Genomic DNA, 25067 nt, shown 5'->3' with positions numbered 1-25067 from the left:
AAAATGAGACTTCACATCCGGTCTTTTTTTTCGCCGTAATGAGGATAGGCCATAGCGATTTTTAAGGGGACGCTATGGATATTTTTATCTCGAAAAAGATGCGTAATTTCATTCTGCTGGCGCAAACCAATAACATCGCCAGAGCGGCAGAAAAAATACATATGACCGCATCGCCCTTCGGTAAAAGCATTGCTGCACTGGAAGATCAAATCGGCTATACGCTGTTTACCCGCAAAGATAACAACATCAGCCTGAATAAAGCAGGACAAGAGCTGTATCAGAAGCTGTTTCCCGTTTATCAGCGCCTCTCTGCCATTGATAACGAAATCCATAACGCCTCTCGCCGCTCGCGGGAAATTGTTATCGGCATCGACAATACCTACCCAACGATTATTTTTGACCAGTTGATTAGCCTTGGTGACAAGTATGACGGTGTGATGGCTCAGGCCGTTGAATTCAGCGAGAATGGGGTGATTGATAACCTGTTCGATCGCAAACTGGATTTTATTATCTCGCCGCAGCACGTTTCCCCCCGCGTGCAGGAGCTGGAAAATCTGGCGATCAGCGAACTGCCTCCGCTGCGTTTGGGGTTTCTCGTTTCCCGGCGCTATGAAGAAAAACAGCCGCAGGATCTGCTGCGCGAGCTGCCCTGGCTGCAAATGCGCTTCCAGAATCGCGCCAACTTTGAGGCGATGCTTGATGCATACATGCGACCCTGCGGGATCAACCCGACGATTATCTATCGTCCGTACAGCTTTATGGCCAAGATTAGCGCGGTGGAGCGCGGGCAGTTTTTGACGGTGATCCCTCACTTCGCCTGGCGGCTGGTGAACCCGTCGACGCTGAAATATTTCGACGCGCCCGGCAGTCCCATGTATATGCAGGAGTTTCTCTATTCGCTGAAAAATCATCGCTATACCGCCACCATGCTCCAGCATATTGCTGAAGATCGTGACGGTAGTGCAAGTTAACCTAGCATCGAGCCTGTTTCGAGAAGGTTGCGATGCAGATCGAACGCATGGCTGAGATCGTGATGGATATGCCCGCCGGGCGCTTTCTCCAGATAGCGGTGCAAGTAATCTCTGTAAAGCGGATGCGCACAGTTATTGATAATTGTGTGCGCCCGCTGCATCGGAGATAACCCACGCAGATCGGCAATCCCTTGTTCGGTCACGATCACTTTAACGCTATGTTCGCTGTGGTCGACATGGCTGCACATCGGTACGATGGTTGAGATTTTCCCGCCTTTGGCAATCGACGGCGCCATAAAGATAGACAGGTAGGCGTTGCGCTCGAAATCTCCGCTGCCGCCGATGCCGTTCATCAGGTTCACCCCCGCAACGTGCGTGGAATTGGCATGACCGTAGATATCAAACTCCAGACCGACGTTGAGCGCAATGACTCCCAGCCGACGAATGATTTCCGGATTATTGGAGATCTCCTGCGGGCGCAACACAATCCGGCTGGCGAAGAAGTCCATGTTGTCGTAAATCTTCTGTAGCGACGGGGCTGAAATGGTCAGGCTGGAGGCGCTGGCACCGCTAATCTTGCCCGTTTCCAGCAGATGCACAACCGACTCCTGCAACACCTCCGAATACATCATAAAGGGCGGGATATCCGGGTTCTCGCCCAGTCGAGCCATTACCGCGTTGTTGATATTGCCCACCCCGCTTTGTAAGGGCAGAAACTCAGCTGGAATGCGTTTGTGCGCCATTTCTGCCAGCAGAAAAGAGACTACGTTATCGGCAATTTGTTGGCTGACCGGATTGGTTTTATCCGATGCATTTCCTGCATCGGGCAGTTCGGTATCCACCACCGCAACCACTTTTTTGGGGTCTATCTGTACGCACTGACTGCCTACGCGATCCATGGTATGAAAAATGGGTACGCTGTTACGCCGCGGCGGCGCACCGGGTATCACGATGTCGGCAAACTCCGCCACACGCGGATTATGGTAATGATTCAATTCAATGATCACTTTTTTCGCCCGCAGCAGCCAGGTGGGGGCATTACCGATACCGCTGGACAGCCAAATCCGGCCATCCGGCGCGATGGCTGAGGCTTCAATGACGGCAACATCGATCTCGCCAAAAAAGCCGTAATTAACCATTTGCGCCACTTCGCTCAAATGGAGATCGACAAACCTCACCTGGCCCTGATTAATTTTGTCGCGCAGGCCCGATGACGTTTGATAAGGCGCACGCCAGGAAACGGCATCCGCCGCGGATAGTACATCATCAGCGGCGGCGCCAATTGATGCTCCGGTCAGCAGGCGGATCTGAAAAGGCTGTCCGTTCTGATGCTGTTCGCAGGCGCGTTGGGCAATTGCGGTGGGTAACGCTTTTGGCGAACCCGCGGGGGTAAAGCCGCTAAACGCCACCATATCATCGTGCTGGATAATTTCTGCCGCCTGTTCGGCGCTCATCCGTTTCATGGCCGTCTCCTTCCTCAGACGTGATTAATGGCCGACAAAATTAGGTTTACGTTTTTCCATAAACGCGTTCATCCCTTCCTGATAATCCTCGCTGTCGTACACCGCGCGGCGCATGCCCTGAATGCGCTCGAATTCGTCTGAGTTCATGGTGTGTGCTTCACCCAGTACGCGCAGCTCTTCTTTAATGACGGCGATCGCCAGCGGCGCTTTCTCCGAGATGTGGTGCGCCATTTGCAGAGTGAAATCTTCCAGTTCCTCGACTGGCACCACATGGTTAAGGATCCCGACGGCCATCGCACGCTGAGCGGTAATCGGCGAGGCGGTAAAGATCAGCTCTTTCACGATATGGAACCCAGCATCGCGGGTCAGGTTGTGGATGCCGACCAGGTTATACGGCACGCCGAGGTTGACCGGGGTCATCGAGAAGGTGGATGTTTCAGCGGCGATGATCAGATCGGAACTCATGATCATCTCAAATGCGCCGCCCCAGACGCTGCCTTCAACCATAGAGATCACCGGTTTTGGATATTTTTGGATCATGCGGGTTATCTGACGCAGCGGATCGTCATAGGAGAGCGGATCGCGACGTCCGGTCGGGAGTTCATGAATATCATGCCCGGCAGAGAAAACTTTGGCTCCACTCGGAGCGCGTAGAATGATGCAGCGAATGTCCGCACGATTGAGATCGCTCAGCGCCTGCATCAGATCGTCAATAAACACTTTACTCAGGGCATTGAGCTTGCGGGCGTAATTGAACTCAATAACCGCGACTTTCTGGATGATGACCACGTTGACGTATTGATAAGACATAATGTTCTCTTTATTGAAAGTAATGATGCTGGATAAATTCGCTGATGTGCCGCAGACCGGTGCGCGGCGACAGATCGTTATTTTTGACGGCCTGTAGCGTCTGCTGGAAATAGCGGTCGAAATCAGTCCGCGCAAACAGCAGATGTAGGGCTTCTTCTTCAGCCTGCTGGTGTAACCAGTCCACCGCCTGCTGCTGGCGGACTTTTTCCAGTCGACCGCTGGCGCTAAGGCACGTTTTAAAGTCGGTTATCGCCTGCCAGACCTCCTCAATACCGCGTTTCTCCATGGCGCTACAGGTCAGAACCAGCGGCTGCCACTCGTCATATTTACGGCGCAGAATATGCAGGGCGGATTCGTACATATGGCGGGCGATGGCCACGCTGGCATGGTTCTCGCCGTCGTCCTTATTGATGACGACCAGATCCGCCATTTCCATCAGGCCTTTTTTGATGCCTTGCAAATCGTCGCCACCGCCGGCGATTTGTAGTGAGATAAAGCAATCCACCATGCCTGCGACTTCGGTTTCTGACTGCCCAACGCCGACGGTTTCTACAATAACCACGTCAAAGCCAGCCGCTTCGCACAACAGCATTAATTCGCGGGCGCGCTGGCTGGCTCCGCCTAAATGACCGCTGGAAGGGACCGGGCGAATAAACGCAGATTCGGCGCGAGACAGCTCCGTCATGCGGGTTTTATCGCCAAGAATGCTGCCGCCGCTGACCGGGCTGCTGGGATCGACGGCGATCACCGCCACCCGTAATCCGTGACGGATTAACAGCATGCCGAATGCTTCCAGAAAGGTGCTTTTGCCCGCGCCCGGCGTACCGGTTATCCCCAAACGCAGGGCGTTACCGGTGAACGGTATAATTGCGTCCAGCAACTGCGTACTCAGCGGCTGGTGGCGCGGGTGGCTGCTTTCGACCAGCGTCATCGCCTGGGCGAGCGTTGCCCGTTCGCCAAGTCGCAAGCGACGGACGGTATCCTCAAGCGTGGCGGCGTTAATCATGATGCTGACTGATACGGGTTAACACATCGCGGACGCTGTCGAGCATTGGCGTGCCGGGGCCATAAATGGCTGCCACGCCATGCTCGTGCAGGAAGGCGTAATCCTGTGGCGGAATAACGCCTCCTGCTACCACGCAGATATCTTCACGCCCCCATTTTTTGAGCGCGGTAACCAGTTCCGGGATCAGCGTTTTATGACCCGCCGCCAGTGACGATGCGCCTATTACATGCACATCGTTTTCTACCGCCAGACGGGCGATCTCTTCTGGTGTGGAGAACATCGGACTGAGATCGACATCGAAGCCGAGATCGGAGTAGGCGCTGGCGATCACTTTCGCGCCGCGATCGTGACCATCCTGGCCCATCTTGGCGATCAGGATCCTCGGTCGGCGACCATTTTCCGCGAGGAACTGTTCGGTTTGCGCAACGATGGCGTCGAACTCATCGGCGGATTTGTCGGACTGGTGATAGCTTTGCGCAATCACGCCGGTGACGCACTGGCTGGGAACCAGATAGCGGTCAAAAGCGGTTTCCAGTGCGTCGGAGATCTCACCGAGCGTGGCGCGAACGCGGGCGGCGTTAACGGCGGCGGCCAGCAGATTTTCATTATGCTGCGCGGCGTGGGTCAGCGCCGCGAGTGCGGCATTGACGGCATCTGTGTCGCGAGTTGCGCGGATATGCTGCAACGAGGCAATTTGCTCGTTGCGTACCTTCACGTTGTCGATTTCCAGTACCGACGTTTCGTCTTCTTTATCCAGCTTGTACTTATTCACGCCGACGATAACGCGTTTACCCTGGTCGATCAGCGACTGCTCGCGCGCGGAAGCTTCTTCGATCATCCGTTTAGGGAGCCCGGCTTCGATCGCTTTCGCCATGCCGCCTGCCTCATCAATTTGTTTGATGATCGTGCGCGCTTGCTTCACGATTTGATCGGTGAGCGACTCGACGTAATACGATCCGGCCAGCGGATCGACGGTGCGGCAGATCTCTGATTCTTCCTGAATGATGATCTGTGTATTACGCGCGATGCGGGCGGAGAAATCGGTGGGTAGCCCGAGCGCCTCATCAAAGGCGTTGGTATGCAGAGACTGGGTGCCGCCAAGCGTAGCGCCGAGCGCTTCAATGGTCGTGCGGATCACGTTGTTGTAAGGATCCTGCTCGGTCAGACTCCAGCCGGAGGTCTGGCAGTGGGTACGCAGAGCGAGAGATTTCGGGTTGTTTGCGCCAAAACCGCTGACTGCTTCACTCCACAAATAGCGAGCCGCACGCAGCATGGCGACGTTCATAAACAGATCCATGCCGATGCCGAAGAAGAATGACAGGCGCGGCGCGAAGTCATCAATTTTCAGCCCGGCAGACAGCGCGGCTTTGATGTACTCAATGCCGTCAGCCAGCGTAAACGCCACCTGCTGGACGCAGTTCGCCCCGGCTTCCCCCATGTGATAACCGCTGATACTGATGGTGTTATAGCGCGGCATATTGGCGGAACACCAGGCGATGATGTCGGCGATGATGCGCATTGAAGGTTTTGGCGGGTAAATGTAGGTATTGCGGCACAGGTACTCTTTCAGAATATCGTTCTGAATGGTCCCGGTGAGTTGCTCCGGCGTTACGCCTTGTTCTTCTGCAGCCACGATATAAAACGCCAGTACCGGCAGCACCGCGCCGTTCATGGTCATTGATACCGACATCTTATCCAGCGGAATCTGGTCGAACAGCACCTTCATATCTTCGACAGTATCGATCGCCACGCCCGCTTTGCCGACGTCACCTGCCACGCGCGGGTTGTCAGAGTCATAGCCGCGATGGGTGGCAAGGTCAAAGGCGACGGAAAGTCCTTTTTGCCCGGCGGCGAGGTTGCGGCGGTAAAAGGCGTTGGACTCTTTGGCGGTAGAGAAACCAGCGTACTGGCGAATGGTCCACGGCTGCGCGGTATACATGGTGGCGCGCGGGCCACGCACGTAAGGCGGTAGGCCGGGAAGAGTGCCCGTGACTTCCAGATTATCGAGGTCCGCTTCAGTGTATAGCGGCTTGATGGCAATTCCTTCCGCCGTCTGTCTTTCCAGCGATTCGACGGTTTTTTCCCGTCGACTGAGTTCTTTATTAGCGAGTGTTTGCCACTCCTGCACATTTGCCATTTTTTGCTCCGTATTACGCAATAAGTTGAATCTTTGCGGATACGGTGAGCTTTTTCATTTGGCTTGTCGCCAGCAAAAAATAGCCAACAGGGCGTCGTTTTTTGCCGCATGGCGTGTTTGATTTTGTGATTTATTTCAAAGACGTGGCGGGAATAGCATGAATAGAGGGTAAAGGCTTGTCGGCCGGATAAGGCGTTACGCCGCCATCCGGCACTCTGGAGCAATAAACGGTTTAATCCTGGCGCAACACCTTGTGCCCGTATTCCAGCAGCGCATCGGTAACGTTGCGCATCATGCGGCTTTCCGGTGCAAAACGGTGCCAGTACAGCATCCGACGCTGGAACAGACCTGGCGTTAAGTCGATCAGCTCGCCGCTTTCCAGCTCTTTCTCAATCTGTAAGTGCGGGATCATGCAGCAGGTGGTGCCCTGACGCGCCAACTGGACGAAGGCTTCAGACGAGTTAACGATGTGGCACGGCACGCTGCCCGGCGGCAGGTCGAAGTTTTGTTGCAGGAACGCCTGATGCATATCATCAAGATGGTCAAACGCTACCGCCGGGGCTTTCAGCAGGGCGGAGCGGGTGACGCCGTTAGGGAAATAACGCTCGGCGAAAGGTTTGGAGCCAACGAACAGGTAGTCCAGCGCGCCAAGTTTATCCACCAGACAGCTTGGCAGCGCCTGATGTTGGATACTCACCGCACCGACCACTTCACCACGACGCAGACGTTCCTGGGTGCGCGTTTCATCCTCAACCTGCAGGTTCAGCCGAATCGGTGAATTGGCCAGTACCGGGGCTAACGCCGGAAGCAACCAGGTCGCCAGACTGTCGGCGTTCACTGCCAGTGAGAGCAGCAGCGGTGTCGATCCGGTTTGTTCATCACCCAGCCACTCGTCTTCCAGCAGTTCAACCTGACGCAAAAGCGCCAGTAGTTTCTGCCCCTGTTCGGTTGGGCGTGGTGGTACGGTACGCACCAGCAGCGGTTGTCCGAACATATTCTCAAGCTGTTTTATGCGCTGTGAAACCGCGGATTGCGTGATGCACAGCTTTTGCGCCGCGCGCTCAAATCCTCGTTCACGAATAACCGCATCCAGTGCTTGTAGTGTTCTGTAGTCCGGACGTTTCATTGCTTTGACGCACTCCTGAAAATTTTGCTTGTTCTGCACTATGACACAAATTTAGGTTGGGTAAAGACGAAATCCGCCGCTTGCGAGCGGGTGTGGGGACATTTTTCTGCACAATGTTCTATAATGCGCGTGAATTTTCCCACCATATTCACACCACAGGCGAAACGATCATGACGCAGGATGAACTGAAAAAAGCAGTAGGATGGGCGGCACTTCAGTATGTACAGCCCGGTACCATTGTGGGCGTAGGTACAGGTTCAACAGCCGCACACTTTATTGACGCGCTGGGCACAATGAAAGGTCAGATTGAAGGTGCGGTATCCAGTTCGGACGCTTCAACCGAAAAACTCAAAAGCCTTGGCATCCACGTGTTCGATCTTAACGAAGTTGATAGTCTCGGCGTATACGTGGACGGCGCGGATGAAATCAACGGCCACATGCAGATGATCAAGGGCGGCGGTGCAGCGTTGACTCGTGAAAAAATCATTGCTTCCGTGGCGAAGAAATTTATCTGCATCGCGGATGCGTCCAAAGAAGTCGACATTCTCGGCAACTTCCCGCTGCCGGTTGAAGTGATCCCAATGGCGCGCAGCGCTGTGGCTCGCCAGTTGGTGAAGCTGGGCGGTCGTCCTGAATACCGTCAGGGCGTAGTGACGGACAACGGCAACGTGATCCTTGATGTACATGGTCTGGAGATCCTTGACGCCGTGGCCATGGAAAACGCCATCAATGCGATTCCGGGCGTGGTAACCGTCGGTCTGTTTGCCAACCGTGGTGCGGATGTCGCGCTGATCGGTACCCCAGACGGCGTGAAAACTATCGTAAAATGATCTGATGGGAGTGTCTTCTCCCGTTAAAAAAATTTTGGCAGGGCAAATTTGGTGACTTGTGTCACGTTTATAATATTGTCCTGCCGATCTCTCCAAAGAAAAAGTTATCGCCAGTATTTTCCTCTGACATTTCTCTCTGAATGACATTTCTTCAGTACGGCGACGCAAACGTTCATATTGCCGCAATATTATTTTTTGATATGTTGAAGAGGCGGATGAAAATCCCACACACAACACATCAGTTTGAACAAAAAAAGACAGGGTCGGGGAAATGGCAAAGGTATCACTGGAGAAAGATAAGATTAAATTTCTGCTGGTAGAAGGCGTGCATCAAAAAGCACTCGAAAGCCTTCGTGCAGCAGGTTATACCAACATCGAGTTTCACAAAGGCGCTCTGGACACTGAACAACTGAAAGAGTCCATCCGTGATGCCCACTTCATTGGCCTGCGATCCCGTACCCATCTGACTGAAGATGTGATTGACGCCGCAGAGAAACTGGTCGCGATTGGCTGCTTCTGTATCGGCACCAACCAGGTTGATCTGACTGCTGCGGCAAAGCGCGGGATCCCCGTGTTTAACGCGCCATTCTCTAACACGCGTTCCGTTGCGGAACTGGTGATTGGCGAACTGCTTCTCCTGCTACGCGGTGTACCCGAAGCGAACGCCAAAGCACACCGCGGCGTGTGGAACAAACTGGCTACCGGCTCCTTTGAAGCGCGTGGCAAAAAACTGGGGATCATCGGTTACGGCCACATTGGTACTCAGCTAGGCATTCTGGCGGAATCGCTGGGGATGCATGTCTATTTCTATGATATTGAAAATAAACTCCCACTCGGCAACGCCACGCAGGTGCAGCATCTTTCCGACCTGCTCAATATGAGCGACGTGGTCAGTTTGCACGTACCGGAAAATGCCTCCACCAAAAATCTGATGGGCGCGCGTGAGATTGCGTTGATGAAACCAGGCGCGCTGCTGATTAACGCCGCACGTGGTACGGTTGTTGATATTCCTGCGCTGTGCGACGCGTTAGCGACCAAGCACCTGGCAGGGGCGGCAATCGACGTATTCCCAACCGAGCCGGCAACCAACAGCGATCCTTTCACTTCGCCGCTGTGTGATTTCGACAACGTGATCCTGACGCCGCACATTGGTGGTTCAACACTGGAAGCGCAGGAAAACATCGGTCTGGAAGTGGCTGGGAAACTGACCAAGTATTCCGATAACGGCTCTACGCTGTCTGCAGTTAACTTCCCGGAAGTTTCGCTGCCGCTACACGGCGGTCGTCGTCTGATGCACATTCACGAAAACCGTCCGGGCGTACTGACCGCGCTGAACCAGATTTTTGCCGAACAGGGCGTCAACATTGCCGCACAGTATCTGCAGACTTCCGCACAGGTAGGTTACGTGGTTATTGATATTGAAGCGGATGAAGATGTGGCGGAGAAAGCGTTGCTGGCGATGAAAGCCCTCCCGGGTACTATTCGTGCTCGTCTGCTGTACTGATTTCCTCTACATGGGCAGGCTGCTGGCCTGCCCGCATGTTCCATGTTTTCCTACCACGCCCAAATTTTGGACGGCGTCACCACCGCAGGCAGCGGGATATCCCATTCTTCAACAGGCAGCTTTTCTACTCGCTGACAATCGTGCGCGTAGCCTACGGGCTGGATCTTATGCTGCTGCCAGTTTTGTAGCGTGCGGTCATAAAATCCGCCGCCCATGCCCAGGCGTTGCCCATATTCATCAAACGCCACTAACGGCGTAATCAGTACATCCAGCTGTGACAGCGGTAATACGTCACGTACATCAAGTCGTGGTTCCTGGATCTTTAAGCGATTGGTTACCAGGTCGCTATGCGGATGATAGTGCAGGAACAGCAAATTACCGGCGCTGAAGGGATGAAGAACCGGAAGATAAACGCGCTTGCCCGCTCGCCACAGCTGATCTATTAGCGGCTGGGTATCGAGTTCGCCATCGAACGAGAGGAATACTGCCACCGTATGAGCGAGTACAACAGGGGGAAAGCTGAGCATTCGGGTCGCGGCTTGCTGACCGTATTGTCGTTGCTGTTCGGAGGTAAGCGCACGACGACGCTGCCGAATCAGTTGACGAATTTCTTGCCGGGATAAAGGGAGTTCAGAAAGTAATGTCATGGCTGTTGCCAGGTAGAAGGGAATCTCCGAGATGCCGCCGCAGGCTGTAACCCTTGAACCCTTGGTTCAAGGTGAATGTGTCGTCACAGTTTTAAGGCTTCTCGGACGGGCCGAGCATGCTCACCAACCGTGGAGCGCCACATTCTTGTGGTATGAAATATCGGCTCAGGGGACTGGCCCGCTTGCAAACATCTCAGAGAAATTTTGTCTTCACGGTCACTCTACCACAGTAAACCGAAAAGTGTTATTCAAAGTTTTGGCCCGTTTTTTCGGTTATGCGACCCTGATCAAGCAACGCCTGTTCGATGGTCTGTTGTAGCATCCGAATACGTTGTTCCATGCTCGCCGCGTACTCACGCGTCTTCGCTTTTTCCTGAGTTAATTCATAGCTGATGTTCAACGCGGCGATGAAAACCAACTGCTCAGTATTTGTGACTCTAGTGCGAACTTTCAGATCTTGCAATCGCTGATTGAGATCGTCCGCAGCCTGATTCAACGCATCCCTTTGTTCAGGCGGGCAATTCACTCGCAGTGAACGGCCAAATATTTGGATATCGACGGGTTGTGCAGACATGCCACCTTCCTGCTGATTGACTGCGCTGCCTTCGTCTCCAGACCGTGGGTCCGCGAAGGGGCGACACTATAGCTACCCTGGTATCAAGATACAAGCCCTTTTCTGGTCCACCAGGGTCCAAAGTGGTAGCATACCATGAATATTCCTCCCTTTGATGACGAATGCTTATGTCTATACAGAACGAAATGCCTGGTTACAACGAAGTTAGCCAGTTTTTGAACCAACAAGGGGCTGGATTAACCCCGGCCGAAATGCACGGCTTGATAAGCGGAATGATTTGCGGTGGAAACAACGACAGCTCATGGCAGCCGCTGTTGCACGACCTGACGAACGAAGGTCTGGCCTTTGGTCACGAGCTGGCTCAGGCGCTGCTGAAAATGCACTCTGCTACCAGCGATGCCCTCGAAGACGACGGCTTCCTTTTTCAGCTTTATCTGCCTGAAGGGGATGACGTCAGCGTGTTCGATCGCGCCGATGCGCTGGCGGGATGGGTAAACCACTTTTTGCTGGGCCTTGGCGTCACGCAGCCGAAGCTCGACAAAGTAACCGGCGAAACCGGGGAAGCGATTGACGACCTGCGCAATATCGCGCAGTTAGGGTATGACGAAGACGAAGATCAGGAAGAGCTGGAAATGTCGCTCGAAGAGATCATCGAATACGTGCGCGTAGCCGCTTTGCTGTGTCATGACACGTTTACGCGTCAGCAGCCGACTGCGCCGGAAGTTCGTAAACCGACTCTGCACTAAGAACGAAACGCAAAGGAGAGTGTGATGAGCGAGATATCTCAGCAAGAATTCCAGCGTCGTCGCCAGGCTTTACTGGCACAAATGCAGCCCGGCAGCGCCGCGCTGATTTTTGCCGCGCCTGAAGCGACGCGCAGCGCGGACAGTGAATACCCGTACCGCCAAAGCAGTGATTTCTGGTACTTCACCGGTTTTAACGAACCTGAAGCCGTGCTGGTGCTGATTAAAAGCGATGACACTCATAACCATAGCGTTTTGTTCAATCGGGTTCGCGATCTGACGGCGGAGATCTGGTTTGGTCGCCGTCTGGGCCAGGATGCTGCCCCGGCAAAACTTGGCGTTGACCGGGCGCTGGCCTTCAGTGAAATCAACCAACAGCTGCACCTGTTGCTCAATGGCCTGGACGCGGTGTACCACGCACAGGGCGAATATGCCAGGGCCGACGAGATTGTGCACACGGCGCTGGATAAACTGCGTAAAGGCTCCAGACAAAATCTGCACGCACCTGCCGCGATTATCGACTGGCGTCCAATGGTGCATGAGATGCGCCTGTTCAAATCACCGGAAGAGATTGCGGTCATGCGTCGTGCCGGAGAAATCACCGCGCTGGCGCATACCCGTGCGATGGAAAAATGCCGTCCGGGAATGTTTGAATACCAGTTAGAAGGGGAGATTCACCACGAATTTACCCGCCATGGTGCGCGTTATCCGTCCTATAACACGATTGTCGGCAGCGGTGAAAACGGCTGTATCCTGCATTACACCGAAAATGAAAGTGAAATGCGCGATGGCGATTTGGTGCTGATCGACGCTGGCTGTGAATACAAAGGCTATGCGGGCGACATTACGCGTACCTTTCCGGTAAATGGTAAATTTACCCCAGCACAGCGTGAAATCTACGATATCGTGCTGGAATCCTTAGAGACCAGCCTGCGTCTGTATCGTCCCGGAACGTCCATTCAGGAAGTCACTGGCGAAGTGGTGCGCATCATGATTACGGGTCTGGTGAAACTCGGTATTTTGCATGGTGATGTCGATCAGTTGATTACCGAAAATGCACATCGCCCATTCTTTATGCATGGTCTAAGCCACTGGCTTGGGCTGGATGTGCACGACGTCGGCGTTTATGGTCAGGACCGCTCACGTATTCTTGAGCCGGGAATGGTGCTCACCGTCGAGCCGGGACTGTATATCGCGCCAGACGCCGATGTACCGCCGGCTTATCGTGGTATCGGCATTCGTATTGAGGATGACATTCTCATCACCGAGGACGGCAATGAAAACCTGACCGCCAGCGTAGTGAAGAAAGCGGATGACATTGAAGCCTTAATGGCTGCGGCGCGACTGCAATGAGCGTGATTATCGTTGGTGGTGGTATGGTTGGCGCGACGCTGGCGTTGGCCATTTCTCAGCTCAGCCATGGGACTCTGCCGGTTCATCTGATAGAAGCGAGCGAACCTGAAACTGACCGCCATCCCGGGTTTGATGCCAGGGCGATCGCTCTGGCGGCAGGAACCTGCCAACAGCTGGCGCGAATTGGCGTATGGCAGGCGATTGCCGATTGCGCAACGGCCATTAAAACGGTTCACGTCAGCGATCGCGGTCATGCCGGATTTGTGACGCTGGATGCGCAGGAATACCGTATTCCGGCTCTGGGCCAGGTGGTAGAACTGCACGACGTCGGGCTGCGTCTGTTTGCGCTGCTGCGCAAAGCACCGGGCGTCACATTGCACTGCCCCGATCGCGTAGCCAGCGTGTCGCGCACACAGGAGCGCGTAGAAGTTACGCTGGAAAATGGCGAAGTGATTGATGGTCGCCTGCTGGTGGCCGCCGACGGTACGCGCTCCGCACTGGCTACTGCCTGCGGTGTTGACTGGCTGCAACAGCCTTATGAGCAACTGGCGGTAATTGCCAACGTCACGACCTCTGTACCGCACGACGGGCGAGCGTTTGAACGCTTCACGCAATATGGTCCGCTGGCAATGCTGCCGATGTCTGACGGTCGCTGCTCGTTGGTGTGGTGCCATCCGCTGGAGCAGCGTGATGAGATTATGGCTTGGTCTGACGAACAGTTTTGCCGTGAACTACAAACCGCTTTTGGCTGGCGACTGGGACGTATTACCCAGGCCGGTAAACGCAGCGCCTATCCGCTTTCGTTAACTACAGCGCTGAAGGCGATTACCCATCGTACCGTGCTGGTAGGGAACGCCGCCCAGACGCTGCATCCCATTGCCGGGCAAGGTTTCAACCTGGGCCTGCGTGACGTAATGAGCCTGGCTGAGACGTTGACGCAGGCGGAAAACGGCGCGGAAGATGTGGGTGATTATGCGGTGCTGGCACGCTATCAGCAGCGCCGCGAAAGCGATCGTAATACGACGATTGGTGTGACCAATAATTTAGTGTATTTGTTTGCCAATCACTGGGCCCCGCTGGTTGTTGGGCGTAATGCCGGGCTGATGGCGATGGAATTATTCACCCCTGCGCGCGATGCGCTGGCGGAGCGGACCCTGGGCTGGGTTGCGCGCTAAATATAACCTGTAGGCCGAATTAAAGAAGTAGGCCTGATAAGCGCAGCGCCATCAGGCAATGTCGCGGAATTGATGCCGGATGGCGGCTTTGCCTTATCCGGCCTACGGTTTTTGATTGTCCTATTTTCAGGAGCAAACAGTGCAAAGTGTTGATGTAGCAATTGTTGGTGGCGGCATGGTAGGACTGGCGGTTGCCTGCGGCTTACAGGGCAGCGGGTTGCGCGTTGCTGTATTAGAACAACATGTTCCGCAGCCGTTGGCGGCGGATGCACCTCCTCAGCTTCGTGTTTCGGCCATTAATGCCGCCAGCGAAAAACTGCTTACCCGTCTTGGTGTCTGGTCCGACATTGTTGCCCGTCGCGCTTGCTGCTACCACGGCATGGAAGTCTGGGACAAAGACAGCTTTGGACGTATTGCGTTTGATGACCAGAGCATGGGCTACAGCCATTTGGGGCACATTGTCGAAAACTCAGAGATTCATTATGCGCTGTGGCAAAAGGCGCAGCGTTCAGCGGATATTACGCTGATGGCACCTGCTGAATTACAGCAGGTGGCCTGGGGTGAGAACGAAGCATTTCTGACCCTGAAAGATGGCGCAATGCTGACGGCCCGCCTGGTCGTCGGTGCTGATGGTGCTAACTCCTGGCTGCGCAACAAAGCGGATATTCCGCTCACCTTCTGGGATTATCGTCATCATGCGCTGGTGGCGACTATCCGTACGCAGGAAGCGCACGGTGCGGTTGCGCGTCAGGCGTTTCACGGCGAGGGGATCCTGGCATTCCTGCCGCTCAGCGATCCACACCTGTGTTCTATCGTCTGGTCGCTCTCGCCGCAGGAAGCAGAACGTATGCAGCAGGCAAGCATTGACGAGTTTAATCAGGCGCTGAATATCGCTTTTGATAATCGTCTGGGGCTGTGCAGCCTTGAAAGCGAACGTCAGGCGTTTCCGCTGACGGGACGTTATGCCCGTCAGTTCGCCGCCCATCGTCTGGCGCTGGTGGGGGATGCGGCGCATACCATCCACCCGCTGGCGGGTCAGGGGGTTAACCTTGGCTTTATGGATGCGGCGGAGTTGATCGATGAACTTAAGCGGCTACAACGTCAGGGTAAAGATATTGGGCAGTATCTCTATTTACGCCGCTACGAGCGCAGCCGTAAGCACAGCGCAGCGCTGATGCTGGCAGGGATGCAGGGATTCCGTGAACTGTTTGCAGGCGAGAATCCGGCGAAAAAACTGCTACGTGATATTGGGCTGAAACTGGCCGATACCCTCCCGGGCGTAAAACCACAACTCATCCGTCAGGCGATGGGACTGAACGATCTTCCCGAGTGGTTACGTTAGTGTCCGTAAGGACAATCTTAAGAGTTTGAGACCCGTCACACTTTCCTCTCCCGGCCTGCGCGCCGGGGTGCTTCTCTCATTTGAAATAATCTAATTCCACGCCTTTTTTCGCATTAGTTTTTTTAATATCACGTTTTTTTCATAACGCCATTTTTGACATTTTTTCCACATTTAATGTGGATTGGTGCTGTAAGTTTGCGCTTATCTTTGTTTGTTATTCTGATTTCTTACTATATACATGGAGTTTTATTCTGTTGCCGATCTGGCTGTTTTTCGCCATAAGCTAATGTGATGGTTAATTTTGACTTATGGTTTAGCGTCTGTTTCGGTGGTAAGTTCAGGACAAAGAGAACGTTTGCGTCGTAGCCCCTGGAGCGGCTGCGGTGCTGGGTTTCGTGGCGAAAATTTCACCGCGAAAGAGTTGGTAGCCCCGCTTATTCAACGAGGAAAAGATGGCTCAACAGACTCCTTTGTACGAACAACACACGCTATGTGGCGCGCGCATGGTCGATTTCCATGGCTGGATGATGCCACTGCATTACGGTTCTCAGCTCGATGAACACCATGCTGTTCGCACCGATGCCGGAATGTTTGATGTGTCGCATATGACCATCGTCGACCTGCGCGGTAGCCGCACCCGGGAGTTCTTGCGTTATCTGCTGGCAAACGACGTCGCAAAGCTAACGAAGACGGGTAAAGCCCTCTACTCCGGTATGCTTAACGCTTCGGGCGGCGTGATAGATGACCTGATTGTCTACTACTTCACTGAAGATTTCTTCCGCCTCGTTGTAAACTCCGCCACCCGCGAAAAAGACCTCTCCTGGATTACCCAACACGCTGAACCATACGCTATCGACATCACCGTTCGTGATGATCTGTCGCTGATTGCGGTACAGGGTCCAAACGCACAGGAAAAAGCAGCTACGTTGTTTACTGACGAGCAGCGTCAGGCGGTAGCAGGCATGAAGCCGTTCTTCGGCGTTCAGGCGGGCGACTTGTTTATCGCAACCACCGGTTATACCGGCGAAGCAGGCTATGAAATTGCAATGCCGAATGAAAAAGCGGCAGATTTCTGGCGTGCGCTGGTACAAGCAGGTGTCAAACCTTGCGGTCTCGGCGCACGTGACACGCTGCGTCTGGAAGCGGGCATGAACCTGTACGGTCAGGAGATGGACGAAGGCATTTCTCCGCTGGCGGCCAACATGGGCTGGACCATCGCATGGGAACCGGCTGACCGCGACTTTATCGGTCGTGAAGCGTTGGAAATGCAGCGTGAAAAAGGCCACGAACTACTGGTCGGGCTGGTGATGACCGAGAAAGGCGTGCTGCGTAATGAACTGCCGGTGCGCTTCACCGATGCTTCCGGCAACCAGCAGGAAGGCATTATCACCAGCGGGACATTCTCCCCAACTCTTGGTTACAGCATCGCGTTGGCGCGTGTCCCTGCGGGTATCGGCGAAACTGCGATCGTGCAGATCCGTAACCGCGAAATGCCGGTAAAAGTGACTAAACCTGTTTTTGTGCGTAACGGCAAAGCCGTCGCGTAATTCATCCTTTTTTGGAGATTGATTGATGAGCAACGTACCTGCAGAACTGAAATACAGCAAAGAACACGAATGGCTGCGCAAAGAAGCTGACGGCTCTTACACCGTTGGTATCACCGAACACGCTCAGGAGCTGTTAGGTGACATGGTTTTCGTTGACCTGCCAGAAGTTGGCGCAACCGTCAGCGCGGGCGATGATTGTGCCGTTGCGGAGTCCGTAAAAGCGGCATCCGATATCTATGCGCCAGTAGGTGGTGAGATTGTGGCGGTTAACGACGCGCTTAGCGACTCCCCGGAACTGGTCAACAGCGAGCCGTATGCGGGCGGCTGGATTTTCAAAATCAAAGCCAGCGATGAAAGCGAAATTGAATCGCTGCTGGATGCGGCCGCATATGAAGCATTGTTAGAAGACGAGTAAATACGCTTTTGCCGGATGGCGCTGCGCTTATCCGGCCTACAAAGCATGCGTAGACCCGGTAAGCGCTAGCGCTGCCGGGCTCGTAGACAGAGACAATCACGATTCACTGCACGTTTCAGGAACCATCGCCCATGACACAGACGTTAAGCCAGCTTGAAAACAGCGGCGCTTTCATTGAACGCCACATCGGACCGGACGCCGCGCAGCAGCAAGAGATGCTGAATGCGGTTGGCGCCGAGTCGTTAAACGCGCTGATCGGCCAGATTGTGCCGAAAGACATTCAGCTCGCAACCCCGCCGCAGGTGGGCGAGGCGGCGACCGAATACGCTGCGCTGGCTGAATTAAAAGCCATCGCTGGGCGTAACAAGCGCTTCACGTCCTACATTGGCATGGGCTACACCGCCGTGCAGTTGCCACCGGTTATCCTGCGCAACATGCTGGAAAACCCGGGCTGGTACACTGCGTATACGCCGTATCAGCCAGAAGTTTCTCAGGGGCGCCTGGAAGCGCTGCTCAACTTCCAACAGGTCACACTGGATCTGACGGGGCTGGATATGGCTTCCGCTTCTCTGCTGGATGAAGCGACCGCGGCGGCTGAAGCGATGGCGATGGCAAAACGCGTCAGCAAACTGAAAAACGCCAACCGCTTCTTCGTTGCGGCTGATGTTCATCCGCAAACGCTGGACGTCGTGCGTACCCGTGCACAAACCTTTGGTTTTGACGTGATTGTTGATGACGCGGCGAAAGCACTGGATCACCAGGATGTGTTTGGCGTGCTGTTGCAGCAGGTTGGCACCACCGGTGAAGTGCATGACTACAGCAAACTGATTACTGAGCTGAAATCCCGTAAAATTGTGGTCAGTGTCGCTGCCGACTTTATGGCGCTGGTACTGCTGACTGCTCCGGGCAAACAGGGCGCGGATATCGTTTTCGGTTCTGCACAACGCTTCGGCGTACCGATGGGTTACGGTGGCCCACACGCGGCATTCTTCGCCGCTAAAGACGAATTCAAACGCTCCATGCCAGGCCGTATTATCGGCGTCTCCAAAGATGCGGCGGGCAATACCGCACTGCGCATGGCGATGCAGACTCGTGAGCAGCATATCCGCCGCGAGAAAGCGAACTCCAACATTTGTACCTCGCAGGTCCTGCTGGCCAACATCGCCAGTCTGTATGCTGTTTATCATGGTCCAGTTGGCCTGAAACGCATTGCTAATCGCATCCACCGCCTGACTGATATCCTGGCAGCCGGTCTGCAACAGAAAGGATTGAAGCTGCGTCATGCGCATTACTTCGACACCCTGTGCGTTGAAGTAGCCGATAAGGCCGCAGTACTGGCGCGTGCCGAAGCGGCAGAAATCAACCTGCGTAGCGATATCCATAACGCGGTAGGTATTACGCTCGATGAAACCACCACCCGTGAAAACGTGGTGCAGTTGTTCAATGTACTGCTGGGCGACAGTCACGCTCTGAACATCGATACGCTGGATAAAGACGTGGCGCTCGACAGCCGTTCTATTCAGGAAAGCATGCTGCGTGACGATGCGATCCTCAGCCATCCGGTGTTCAACCGCTATCACAGCGAAACCGAGATGATGCGCTACATGCACTCACTGGAGCGTAAAGATCTGGCGCTGAATCAGGCAATGATCCCGCTGGGTTCCTGCACCATGAAGCTCAACGCCGCTGCCGAGATGATCCCTATCACCTGGCCTGAATTCGCTGAGCTGCATCCGTTCTGCCCGCCAGAGCAGGCTGAAGGTTATCACCAGATGATCGGCCAGCTTTCCGAGTGGCTGGTAAAACTGACCGGTTATGATGCCGTCTGCATGCAGCCGAACTCCGGTGCGCAGGGCGAGTATGCGGGTCTGCTGGCGATTCGTCATTATCACGAAAGCCGTAACGAAGGTCATCGCGATATCTGTCTGATCCCGGCTTCTGCCCACGGTACCAACCCGGCGTCTGCACAGATGGCGGGTATGCAGGTAGTGGTGGTCGCCTGTGATAAGAACGGCAACATCGACCTGGACGATCTGCGAGCAAAAGCAGAACAACATGCCGACAACCTTTCTTGCATCATGGTGACCTACCCATCCACCCACGGCGTTTATGAAGAAACGATCCGTGAAGTGTGCGACGTTGTGCACCAGTTCGGCGGCCAGGTTTACCTGGATGGCGCGAACATGAACGCTCAGGTTGGGATCACCACGCCGGGCTTTATTGGCGCAGATGTCTCGCACCTCAACCTGCATAAAACATTCTGCATTCCGCACGGCGGCGGCGGCCCAGGTATGGGACCGATCGGCGTGAAATCACATCTGGCGCCGTTTGTACCGGGCCACAGCGTAGTGCAGATTGAAGGGATGCTGACCCGTCAGGGCGCAGTTTCTGCGGCGCCGTTCGGTAGCGCATCCATTCTGCCAATCAGTTGGATGTACATCCGTATGATGGGCGCAGAAGGTCTGAAGCAGGCAAGCCAGGTGGCGATTCTTAACGCTAACTACATTGCCAGCCGTCTGAAAGATGCTTATCCGGTACTGTATACCGGTCGCGATGGTCGCGTGGCGCATGAATGTATTCTCGACATTCGTCCACTGAAAGAAGAGACCGGCATCAGCGAACTGGATATTGCCAAGCGTCTAATCGATTACGGTTTCCATGCGCCGACTATGTCATTCCCGGTCGCGGGTACCCTGATGGTTGAACCGACTGAATCTGAAAGCAAAGTGGAACTGGATCGCTTTATCAATGCGATGCTGGCAATCCGCGCTGAGATCGATCGCGTGAAAGCCGGTGAATGGTCACTAGAAGATAACCCGCTGGTTAACTCACCGCACACGCAAAACGAACTGGTCGCGGAGTGGAATCACGGTTACAGCCGCGAAATCGCCGTCTTCCCGGCGGGTGTGGCGAACAAATACTGGCCAACCGTGAAACGCCTTGATGACGTTTACGGTGACCGTAACCTGTTCTGCTCCTGTGTACCGATGAGCGAATATCAGTAATCTGCTGATTCAACTATCTTTTAAAGGCGCTTCGGCGCCTTTATTTTTTGGGAGAAACGTTATGGCTATAGCATTGGTGACGGGCGGCAGTCGTGGCATTGGTCGAGCAACCGCGCTGCAACTGGCGCAAGAGGGTTACACGGTCGCCGTGAATTTTCATCACAATATTCGTGCGGCAACCGAGGTGGTGAACAACATCGTCGCTGCAGGTGGTAAAGCATTTGCTTTGCGTGCGGATATCAGTGATGAAAGCCAGGTGGTGGCAATGTTTGAGTCTATTGACCGTGAAGGCGAGCAACTGACTGCCCTGGTGAATAATGCCGGGATCTTGTTTGAGCAAAGCACGGTCGAAAACTTAACCGCCGAACGAATTAATCGCGTACTGGCAACCAACGTTACCGGCTATTTTCTGTGCTGTCGGGAAGCGGTAAAGCGCATGTCGTTCAAGCACGGCGGTCAGGGTGGATCGATTGTAAATGTCTCTTCGGCGGCATCGCGGCTTGGTGCGCCATTCGAATATGTTGATTACGCGGCCTCGAAAGGCGCTGTGGACACGCTCACCACCGGCCTGGCGCTGGAGGTTGCGGCACAAGGGATCCGCGTAAACTGCGTGCGACCAGGTCTTATCTACACTGAAATGCACGCATCAGGCGGCGAGCCGGGAAGAGTCGATCGCGTGAAATCACTGTTGCCTATGCAGCGTGGCGGGCAGCCGGAAGAAGTCGCGCAGGCAATTACCTGGCTGTTGAGCGAGAAGGCATCTTACGTAACGGGCAGTTTTCTGGAACTGGCAGGCGGGAAGTAGGGATTTAATTGCCGGATAGCGCTGCGTTTATCCAGCCTACGGGAGTATAACCTGTAGGCTGGATAAGGCGTTTACGCCGCCATCCGGCAAAAAATTACAGATTCTCGCCGTTGCTGGCAATCACCTCTTTGTACCAGTCAAAACTCTTCTTCCGTGAACGTGACATATCGCCGGTGCCGTCGTCATGTTTGTTCACGTAGATAAAGCCGTAACGTTTGCTGTACTGACCGGTGGTAAACGATACGCAGTCGATGCAGCCCCATGGCGTGTAGCCCATCAGGTCTACGCCATCATAGGTCACCGCTTTCATCATTTCTTCGATGTGGGCGCGCAGATAGTCGATGCGATAGTCGTCGTTGATGCTGCCGTCTTCTTCTACTTTGTCATAAGCGCCAAACCCGTTTTCAACGATAAACAGCGGCTTCTGGTAGCGTTCATACAGCTCACATAAGGCATAGCGTAGACCGACGGGGTCAATCTGCCAGCCCCAGTCGGAGGCTTTTACGTGCGGGTTCGGTACGCTGCCCTCAAAACCAGAAATGGCATCGCCGCTGCCGCCTTCAGCTTTTACCGCGTTGGTCATGTAGTAACTGAATCCGAGATAGTCACAGGTGCCTTCACGCAGGATTTGCTCATCGCCGGCCTCCATTCGGATGTTGAATTCGCGGCGTTCCCACTCGTTCAGTACATATGATGGATAGTAGCCGCGCAGCTGAACGTCAGTGAAAACGTAGCGCTCACGCATCGATTCCTGCGCGAACATCACATCTTCAGGCTTACAGGAGAACGGGTACAGTGGCACCATCGCCAGCATGCAGCCGACTTTCATTTCCGGGTTGATGCGACGTGCCGCCTTTACCGCCAGCGCGCTGGCCACGAACTGGTGATGCAGCACCTGGTACATAGTCTCTTCAGGGTTTTCATGCTCGGTATACACCACGCCGGAGCAGCAATAACCAAACAGCGGTGCACGCCAGTTGCGCTGGTTGTTGATCTCATTAAAGGTCATCCAGTATTTGACCTTGTGCTTGTAGCGCTCAAAAACGACTTCAGCAAATCGGACAAAGAAATCGACGACTTTACGATTGGTCCAGCTACCGTACTGTTGAACCAGGTGCAGCGGCATTTCGAAGTGGGAAAGGGTGATGACCGGTTCAATGTTGTACTTCAGCAGTTCATCGAACATGTCGTCGTAGAACTTTAGCCCTTCTTCATTCGGTTGGGTTTCGTCCCCTTTCGGGAAGATGCGGGTCCAGGCAATTGACGTACGAAAACATTTAAAGCCCATCTCGGCAAACAGTTTGATGTCTTCTTTGTAGTGCCCGTAAAAATCGACAGCTTCGTGGTTGGGGTAGTACTTACCGGGCTCAACTTCCTGAGTGATTTCTCGCGGAACGCCGTGTGCCCCTCCGGTCAGTACGTCGCAAATGCTGGGGCCTTTGCCGCCTTTGTTCCAGCCGCCTTCAACCTGGTGCGCCGCAACCGCGCCGCCCCATAAAAAATCTTTTGGTAAGGTAAGTTTTTTCATCTGCGCTCAGTCTCAAATTAATACAATCTGATTTTGAGTCTAACAAAGGAAAGATAAATGTCACGATATAACAAAATAGCGTAAATGTGATTTGTTACATCAAAAAAACAGATTGTTTTTTTACGCTATTCTTTTCGCCAGCTTGCGACCGAGTGATTCCAGAATATAAATAACGGGGATCTGCGTGGTTATATCGTATACCCCGGCAATACGTGTTTGCGGAACATGCCAGGAGAGGTTAAAGTCGGCGAGTTTCGCCAGGCGAGAGTGCTCATGGCTGGTGACCGACAGAACCTTACAGTTGTGCAGACTGAACTGGCTGGCAAAGCGCAGGATCTCTTCTGTTTCACCAGACACGGAAAGCACGATCGCCAGCGCGTTTCTGGCCATGTCGTTAGTTACCGGGAAATAAGGATCGTCAATGTGATTACTGAATTTACCGACGTTTGAGAAAAAACGTGCGCCATATTTTGCCAGCGCTCCAGACGTTCCTGCTCCGACGAATATAATACGTTCGGACGATAATATAATATCAACAGCCTGATCGAGCAGTTTATCGAACTCGTCGTTATTGACGCCTTTAAAGAAACTGATAATTTCGCTGGCACCGAAATTAGCCTGTTGCGGTTCATTCTGCTCTAAATATAATTTGAAGCGCACGCGAAATTCTGAGTAACCTTCACATTTAAGCTTGCGGCAAAAGCGCAGTACGGTGGTAGTGGAAACACCCACGGCATCGGCCAGTTCGCGAATGGTCATGTACATGACTTTGTCACGGTTTTTGATGACATAGTTGTAGACCAGCATCTCAAGATTGTTGAGACTGGCGATGGCAGCGTGGGAGAACATACTCACAATGGCAAAACTCACTCATCAGACTTCATCTACAGGGAATAATAACATGCAGCCAAATGACATCACTTTTTTTCAGCGTTTCCAGGATGACATTCTGGCCGGACGCAAGACCATCACCATTCGTGACGAGTCCGAATCACACTTCAAAGCCGGGGACATTTTACGGGTTGGGCGCTTCGAAGATGACGGTTACTTCTGCACGATTGAGGTTGTTGGCACCTCAACCGTCACGCTGGATACGCTAACGGATAAACATGCCCAGCAGGAAAACATGACGCTTGAAGAACTTAAACATGTAATTGCCGAGATTTACCCGAATCAGACGCAATTTTATGTGATTGATTTTAAATGCCTTTGATTTAAAGAAACATCTGTTAGTTGAAAAATTACTTATAACGCAATGATTTTAAAGGGTTAATATTGATGTGATATTTATTTTAGCTAACAGGTGTTCACTGGAACCATTCTCAGTTACGCTAGAGGCGCAATAACGAAAGTGTTCGTTTCTGGGGAGTAACTTATGGTTCAGAAGCCATTAATCGCGCAGGGATATTCGTTGGCAGAGGAAATAGCCAATAGCATCAGTCACGGTATCGGGCTGGTGTTTGGGATTGTCGGACTGGTGTTATTGCTGGTCCAGGCAGTAGATACCAACGCCAGCGCTATGGCGATTACCAGCTATAGCCTGTACGGCGGCAGCATGATCCTGCTGTTCCTCGCCTCAACTTTGTATCACGCGATCCCCCATCAGAGAGCGAAAGTCTGGCTGAAAAAATTTGACCACTGTGCGATTTATCTGCTGATTGCCGGGACCTACACGCCATTTCTGCTGGTGGGGCTTGATTCGCCGCTGGCACGTGGACTGATGATTGTTATCTGGAGCCTGGCGCTGATCGGTATTTTATTCAAACTGACCATTGCGCACCGATTTAAGGTTCTGTCGCTGGTAACCTACCTGACAATGGGCTGGCTATCGCTGATTGTGGTGTATCAACTGGCGGTTAAGTTGGCAGCGGGAGGCGTGACGTTGCTGGCTGTTGGCGGTGTGGTGTATTCCCTGGGCGTAATTTTCTACGTCTGTAAGCGTATTCCTTATAACCATGCGATCTGGCACGGCTTTGTGCTGGGCGGCAGCGTTTGCCACTTCCTGGCGATCTATCTGTACGTTGGTCAGGCGTAATCACTGACGCCGGATGGAGGCTAGCGCCTTATCCGGCCTACAAAACAAAAG

Annotated in this window: 22 protein-coding genes and 1 other RNA gene; 13 read left to right on the top strand and 10 right to left on the bottom strand. The window is 53.7% G+C overall.

Features of this window, described 5'->3' with window-relative positions; translation table 11 throughout:
- Positions 1–74 precede the first annotated feature (74 nt).
- On the top strand, positions 75–971 hold the full coding sequence (srsR, locus tag OGV85_RS05935) for a LysR family transcriptional regulator SrsR (RefSeq protein ID WP_057063053.1): 897 nt from the start codon (positions 75–77) through the stop codon (positions 969–971).
- Here srsR and scpC read toward each other — a convergent pair.
- The 5 genes from scpC to argP form a co-directional block, all read right to left on the bottom strand.
- On the bottom strand, positions 968–2434 hold the full coding sequence (gene scpC / locus OGV85_RS05930) for a succinyl-CoA:acetate CoA-transferase ScpC (RefSeq protein WP_003026996.1): 1467 nt from the start codon (positions 2432–2434) through the stop codon (positions 968–970). The genes srsR and scpC overlap by 4 nt on opposite strands.
- Before the next feature lie 24 nt (positions 2435–2458).
- Positions 2459–3244, bottom strand: coding sequence for a methylmalonyl-CoA decarboxylase (gene scpB, locus OGV85_RS05925; RefSeq protein ID WP_003825473.1), 786 nt, complete (start codon positions 3242–3244; stop codon positions 2459–2461).
- 10 nt (positions 3245–3254) lie between these two features.
- Positions 3255–4250, bottom strand: coding sequence for a methylmalonyl Co-A mutase-associated GTPase MeaB (gene meaB / locus OGV85_RS05920; RefSeq protein ID WP_061547619.1), 996 nt, complete (start codon positions 4248–4250; stop codon positions 3255–3257).
- Complete coding sequence (scpA, locus tag OGV85_RS05915; protein ID WP_003838245.1) at positions 4243–6387, bottom strand: methylmalonyl-CoA mutase; 2145 nt, start codon at positions 6385–6387, stop codon at positions 4243–4245. Before scpA ends, meaB begins: the two co-directional genes overlap by 8 nt.
- 232 nt (positions 6388–6619) lie before the next feature.
- A complete protein-coding gene (gene argP / locus OGV85_RS05910) occupies positions 6620–7513 on the bottom strand; it encodes a DNA-binding transcriptional regulator ArgP (protein ID WP_003026988.1) in 894 nt (297 codons plus the stop codon).
- A 170-nt stretch (positions 7514–7683) separates the two neighbouring features.
- Here argP and rpiA point away from each other — a divergent pair, with 170 nt between their 5' ends.
- Both rpiA and serA read left to right on the top strand, forming a co-directional pair.
- Complete coding sequence (rpiA, locus tag OGV85_RS05905; RefSeq protein ID WP_003026986.1) at positions 7684–8343, top strand: ribose-5-phosphate isomerase RpiA; 660 nt, start codon at positions 7684–7686, stop codon at positions 8341–8343.
- Positions 8344–8614: 271 nt separating this feature from the next.
- Complete coding sequence (serA, locus tag OGV85_RS05900) at positions 8615–9847, top strand: phosphoglycerate dehydrogenase (protein ID WP_003026984.1); 1233 nt, start codon at positions 8615–8617, stop codon at positions 9845–9847.
- Positions 9848–9897: 50 nt separating this feature from the next.
- On the opposite strand, the gene OGV85_RS05895 is transcribed toward serA, so the two are convergent.
- The 3 genes from OGV85_RS05895 to zapA all read right to left on the bottom strand — a co-directional run bounded on the left by OGV85_RS05895 (position 9898) and on the right by zapA (position 11068).
- A complete protein-coding gene (locus OGV85_RS05895; RefSeq protein ID WP_003026982.1) occupies positions 9898–10494 on the bottom strand; it encodes a 5-formyltetrahydrofolate cyclo-ligase in 597 nt (198 codons plus the stop codon).
- A gap of 19 nt (positions 10495–10513) precedes the next feature.
- Positions 10514–10697, bottom strand: a non-coding RNA gene (gene ssrS / locus OGV85_RS05890) — 6S RNA.
- Between the two features lie 41 nt (positions 10698–10738).
- Positions 10739–11068 (bottom strand): cell division protein ZapA, encoded by a 330-nt coding sequence (gene zapA, locus OGV85_RS05885; protein WP_003026980.1) that lies wholly within the window; start codon positions 11066–11068, stop codon positions 10739–10741.
- A 167-nt stretch (positions 11069–11235) separates the two neighbouring features.
- Between zapA and OGV85_RS05880 the strand changes: the two genes are divergently transcribed.
- From OGV85_RS05880 to OGV85_RS05845, 8 genes are all read left to right on the top strand, one after another.
- A complete protein-coding gene (locus tag OGV85_RS05880; protein ID WP_003026978.1) occupies positions 11236–11814 on the top strand; it encodes a YecA/YgfB family protein in 579 nt (192 codons plus the stop codon).
- Positions 11815–11838: 24 nt separating this feature from the next.
- Positions 11839–13164 carry a Xaa-Pro aminopeptidase gene (gene pepP / locus OGV85_RS05875; protein ID WP_061547618.1) on the top strand — a complete coding sequence of 442 codons (1326 nt, stop codon included), beginning with the start codon at positions 11839–11841 and terminating at the stop codon, positions 13162–13164.
- A complete protein-coding gene (ubiH, locus tag OGV85_RS05870) occupies positions 13161–14339 on the top strand; it encodes a 2-octaprenyl-6-methoxyphenyl hydroxylase (protein WP_046670316.1) in 1179 nt (392 codons plus the stop codon). Before pepP ends, ubiH begins: the two co-directional genes overlap by 4 nt.
- A 139-nt stretch (positions 14340–14478) precedes the next feature.
- Positions 14479–15681: an FAD-dependent 2-octaprenylphenol hydroxylase gene (ubiI, locus tag OGV85_RS05865; protein ID WP_003026970.1), complete on the top strand. Its 1203-nt coding sequence runs from the start codon at positions 14479–14481 to the stop codon at positions 15679–15681.
- 452 nt (positions 15682–16133) lie between these two features.
- The gene (gcvT, locus tag OGV85_RS05860) at positions 16134–17228 is read left to right on the top strand and encodes a glycine cleavage system aminomethyltransferase GcvT (RefSeq protein WP_016150951.1); all 1095 of its coding nucleotides are present in this window, start codon (positions 16134–16136) and stop codon (positions 17226–17228) included.
- Between the two features lie 25 nt (positions 17229–17253).
- Complete coding sequence (gcvH, locus tag OGV85_RS05855; RefSeq protein ID WP_003838257.1) at positions 17254–17643, top strand: glycine cleavage system protein GcvH; 390 nt, start codon at positions 17254–17256, stop codon at positions 17641–17643.
- Positions 17644–17774: 131 nt separating this feature from the next.
- Positions 17775–20648, top strand: a complete 2874-nt coding sequence (gcvP, locus tag OGV85_RS05850; RefSeq protein ID WP_048217185.1) for an aminomethyl-transferring glycine dehydrogenase — start codon at positions 17775–17777, stop codon at positions 20646–20648.
- A gap of 61 nt (positions 20649–20709) precedes the next feature.
- Positions 20710–21453, top strand: coding sequence for an SDR family oxidoreductase (locus OGV85_RS05845; protein ID WP_032937431.1), 744 nt, complete (start codon positions 20710–20712; stop codon positions 21451–21453).
- A gap of 94 nt (positions 21454–21547) precedes the next feature.
- Here OGV85_RS05845 and bglA read toward each other — a convergent pair whose 3' ends face one another.
- Positions 21548–22981: a 6-phospho-beta-glucosidase BglA gene (bglA, locus tag OGV85_RS05840; RefSeq protein ID WP_061547617.1), complete on the bottom strand. Its 1434-nt coding sequence runs from the start codon at positions 22979–22981 to the stop codon at positions 21548–21550.
- 120 nt (positions 22982–23101) lie between these two features.
- On the bottom strand, positions 23102–23830 hold the full coding sequence (locus OGV85_RS05835; RefSeq protein WP_003838265.1) for a MurR/RpiR family transcriptional regulator: 729 nt from the start codon (positions 23828–23830) through the stop codon (positions 23102–23104).
- A 52-nt stretch (positions 23831–23882) separates the two neighbouring features.
- Here OGV85_RS05835 and yqfB point away from each other — a divergent pair, with 52 nt between their 5' ends.
- Both yqfB and trhA read left to right on the top strand, forming a co-directional pair.
- Positions 23883–24194: a N(4)-acetylcytidine aminohydrolase gene (yqfB, locus tag OGV85_RS05830; RefSeq protein ID WP_003026949.1), complete on the top strand. Its 312-nt coding sequence runs from the start codon at positions 23883–23885 to the stop codon at positions 24192–24194.
- Between the two features lie 162 nt (positions 24195–24356).
- On the top strand, positions 24357–25016 hold the full coding sequence (gene trhA, locus OGV85_RS05825; protein WP_003026947.1) for a PAQR family membrane homeostasis protein TrhA: 660 nt from the start codon (positions 24357–24359) through the stop codon (positions 25014–25016).
- The last annotated feature ends 51 nt before the right edge of the window (positions 25017–25067 follow it).

Origin of the sequence: Citrobacter sp. Cf132 (assembly GCF_030333885.1) — a bacterium.
Taxonomy (GTDB): domain Bacteria; phylum Pseudomonadota; class Gammaproteobacteria; order Enterobacterales; family Enterobacteriaceae; genus Citrobacter; species Citrobacter freundii.
The sequence above is the reverse complement of the archived record's forward strand: the minus strand, read 5'-3'. Positions and strand labels throughout refer to the sequence as shown.

Bases quoted from the DNA above. Each gene is read 5' to 3' on its own strand.
- srsR (WP_057063053.1), top strand. From the start codon at position 75: ATGGATATTTTTATCTCGAAAAAGATGCGTAATTTCATTCTGCTGGCG.
- scpC (WP_003026996.1), bottom strand. From the start codon at position 2,434: ATGAAACGGATGAGCGCCGAACAGGCGGCAGAAATTATCCAGCACGAT.
- scpB (WP_003825473.1), bottom strand. From the start codon at position 3,244: ATGTCTTATCAATACGTCAACGTGGTCATCATCCAGAAAGTCGCGGTT.
- meaB (WP_061547619.1), bottom strand. From the start codon at position 4,250: ATGATTAACGCCGCCACGCTTGAGGATACCGTCCGTCGCTTGCGACTT.
- scpA (WP_003838245.1), bottom strand. From the start codon at position 6,387: ATGGCAAATGTGCAGGAGTGGCAAACACTCGCTAATAAAGAACTCAGT.
- argP (WP_003026988.1), bottom strand. From the start codon at position 7,513: ATGAAACGTCCGGACTACAGAACACTACAAGCACTGGATGCGGTTATT.
- rpiA (WP_003026986.1), top strand. From the start codon at position 7,684: ATGACGCAGGATGAACTGAAAAAAGCAGTAGGATGGGCGGCACTTCAG.
- serA (WP_003026984.1), top strand. From the start codon at position 8,615: ATGGCAAAGGTATCACTGGAGAAAGATAAGATTAAATTTCTGCTGGTA.
- OGV85_RS05895 (WP_003026982.1), bottom strand. From the start codon at position 10,494: ATGACATTACTTTCTGAACTCCCTTTATCCCGGCAAGAAATTCGTCAA.
- zapA (WP_003026980.1), bottom strand. From the start codon at position 11,068: ATGTCTGCACAACCCGTCGATATCCAAATATTTGGCCGTTCACTGCGA.
- OGV85_RS05880 (WP_003026978.1), top strand. From the start codon at position 11,236: ATGTCTATACAGAACGAAATGCCTGGTTACAACGAAGTTAGCCAGTTT.
- pepP (WP_061547618.1), top strand. From the start codon at position 11,839: ATGAGCGAGATATCTCAGCAAGAATTCCAGCGTCGTCGCCAGGCTTTA.
- ubiH (WP_046670316.1), top strand. From the start codon at position 13,161: ATGAGCGTGATTATCGTTGGTGGTGGTATGGTTGGCGCGACGCTGGCG.
- gcvT (WP_016150951.1), top strand. From the start codon at position 16,134: ATGGCTCAACAGACTCCTTTGTACGAACAACACACGCTATGTGGCGCG.
- gcvH (WP_003838257.1), top strand. From the start codon at position 17,254: ATGAGCAACGTACCTGCAGAACTGAAATACAGCAAAGAACACGAATGG.
- gcvP (WP_048217185.1), top strand. From the start codon at position 17,775: ATGACACAGACGTTAAGCCAGCTTGAAAACAGCGGCGCTTTCATTGAA.
- OGV85_RS05845 (WP_032937431.1), top strand. From the start codon at position 20,710: ATGGCTATAGCATTGGTGACGGGCGGCAGTCGTGGCATTGGTCGAGCA.
- bglA (WP_061547617.1), bottom strand. From the start codon at position 22,981: ATGAAAAAACTTACCTTACCAAAAGATTTTTTATGGGGCGGCGCGGTT.
- OGV85_RS05835 (WP_003838265.1), bottom strand. From the start codon at position 23,830: ATGTTCTCCCACGCTGCCATCGCCAGTCTCAACAATCTTGAGATGCTG.
- yqfB (WP_003026949.1), top strand. From the start codon at position 23,883: ATGCAGCCAAATGACATCACTTTTTTTCAGCGTTTCCAGGATGACATT.
- trhA (WP_003026947.1), top strand. From the start codon at position 24,357: ATGGTTCAGAAGCCATTAATCGCGCAGGGATATTCGTTGGCAGAGGAA.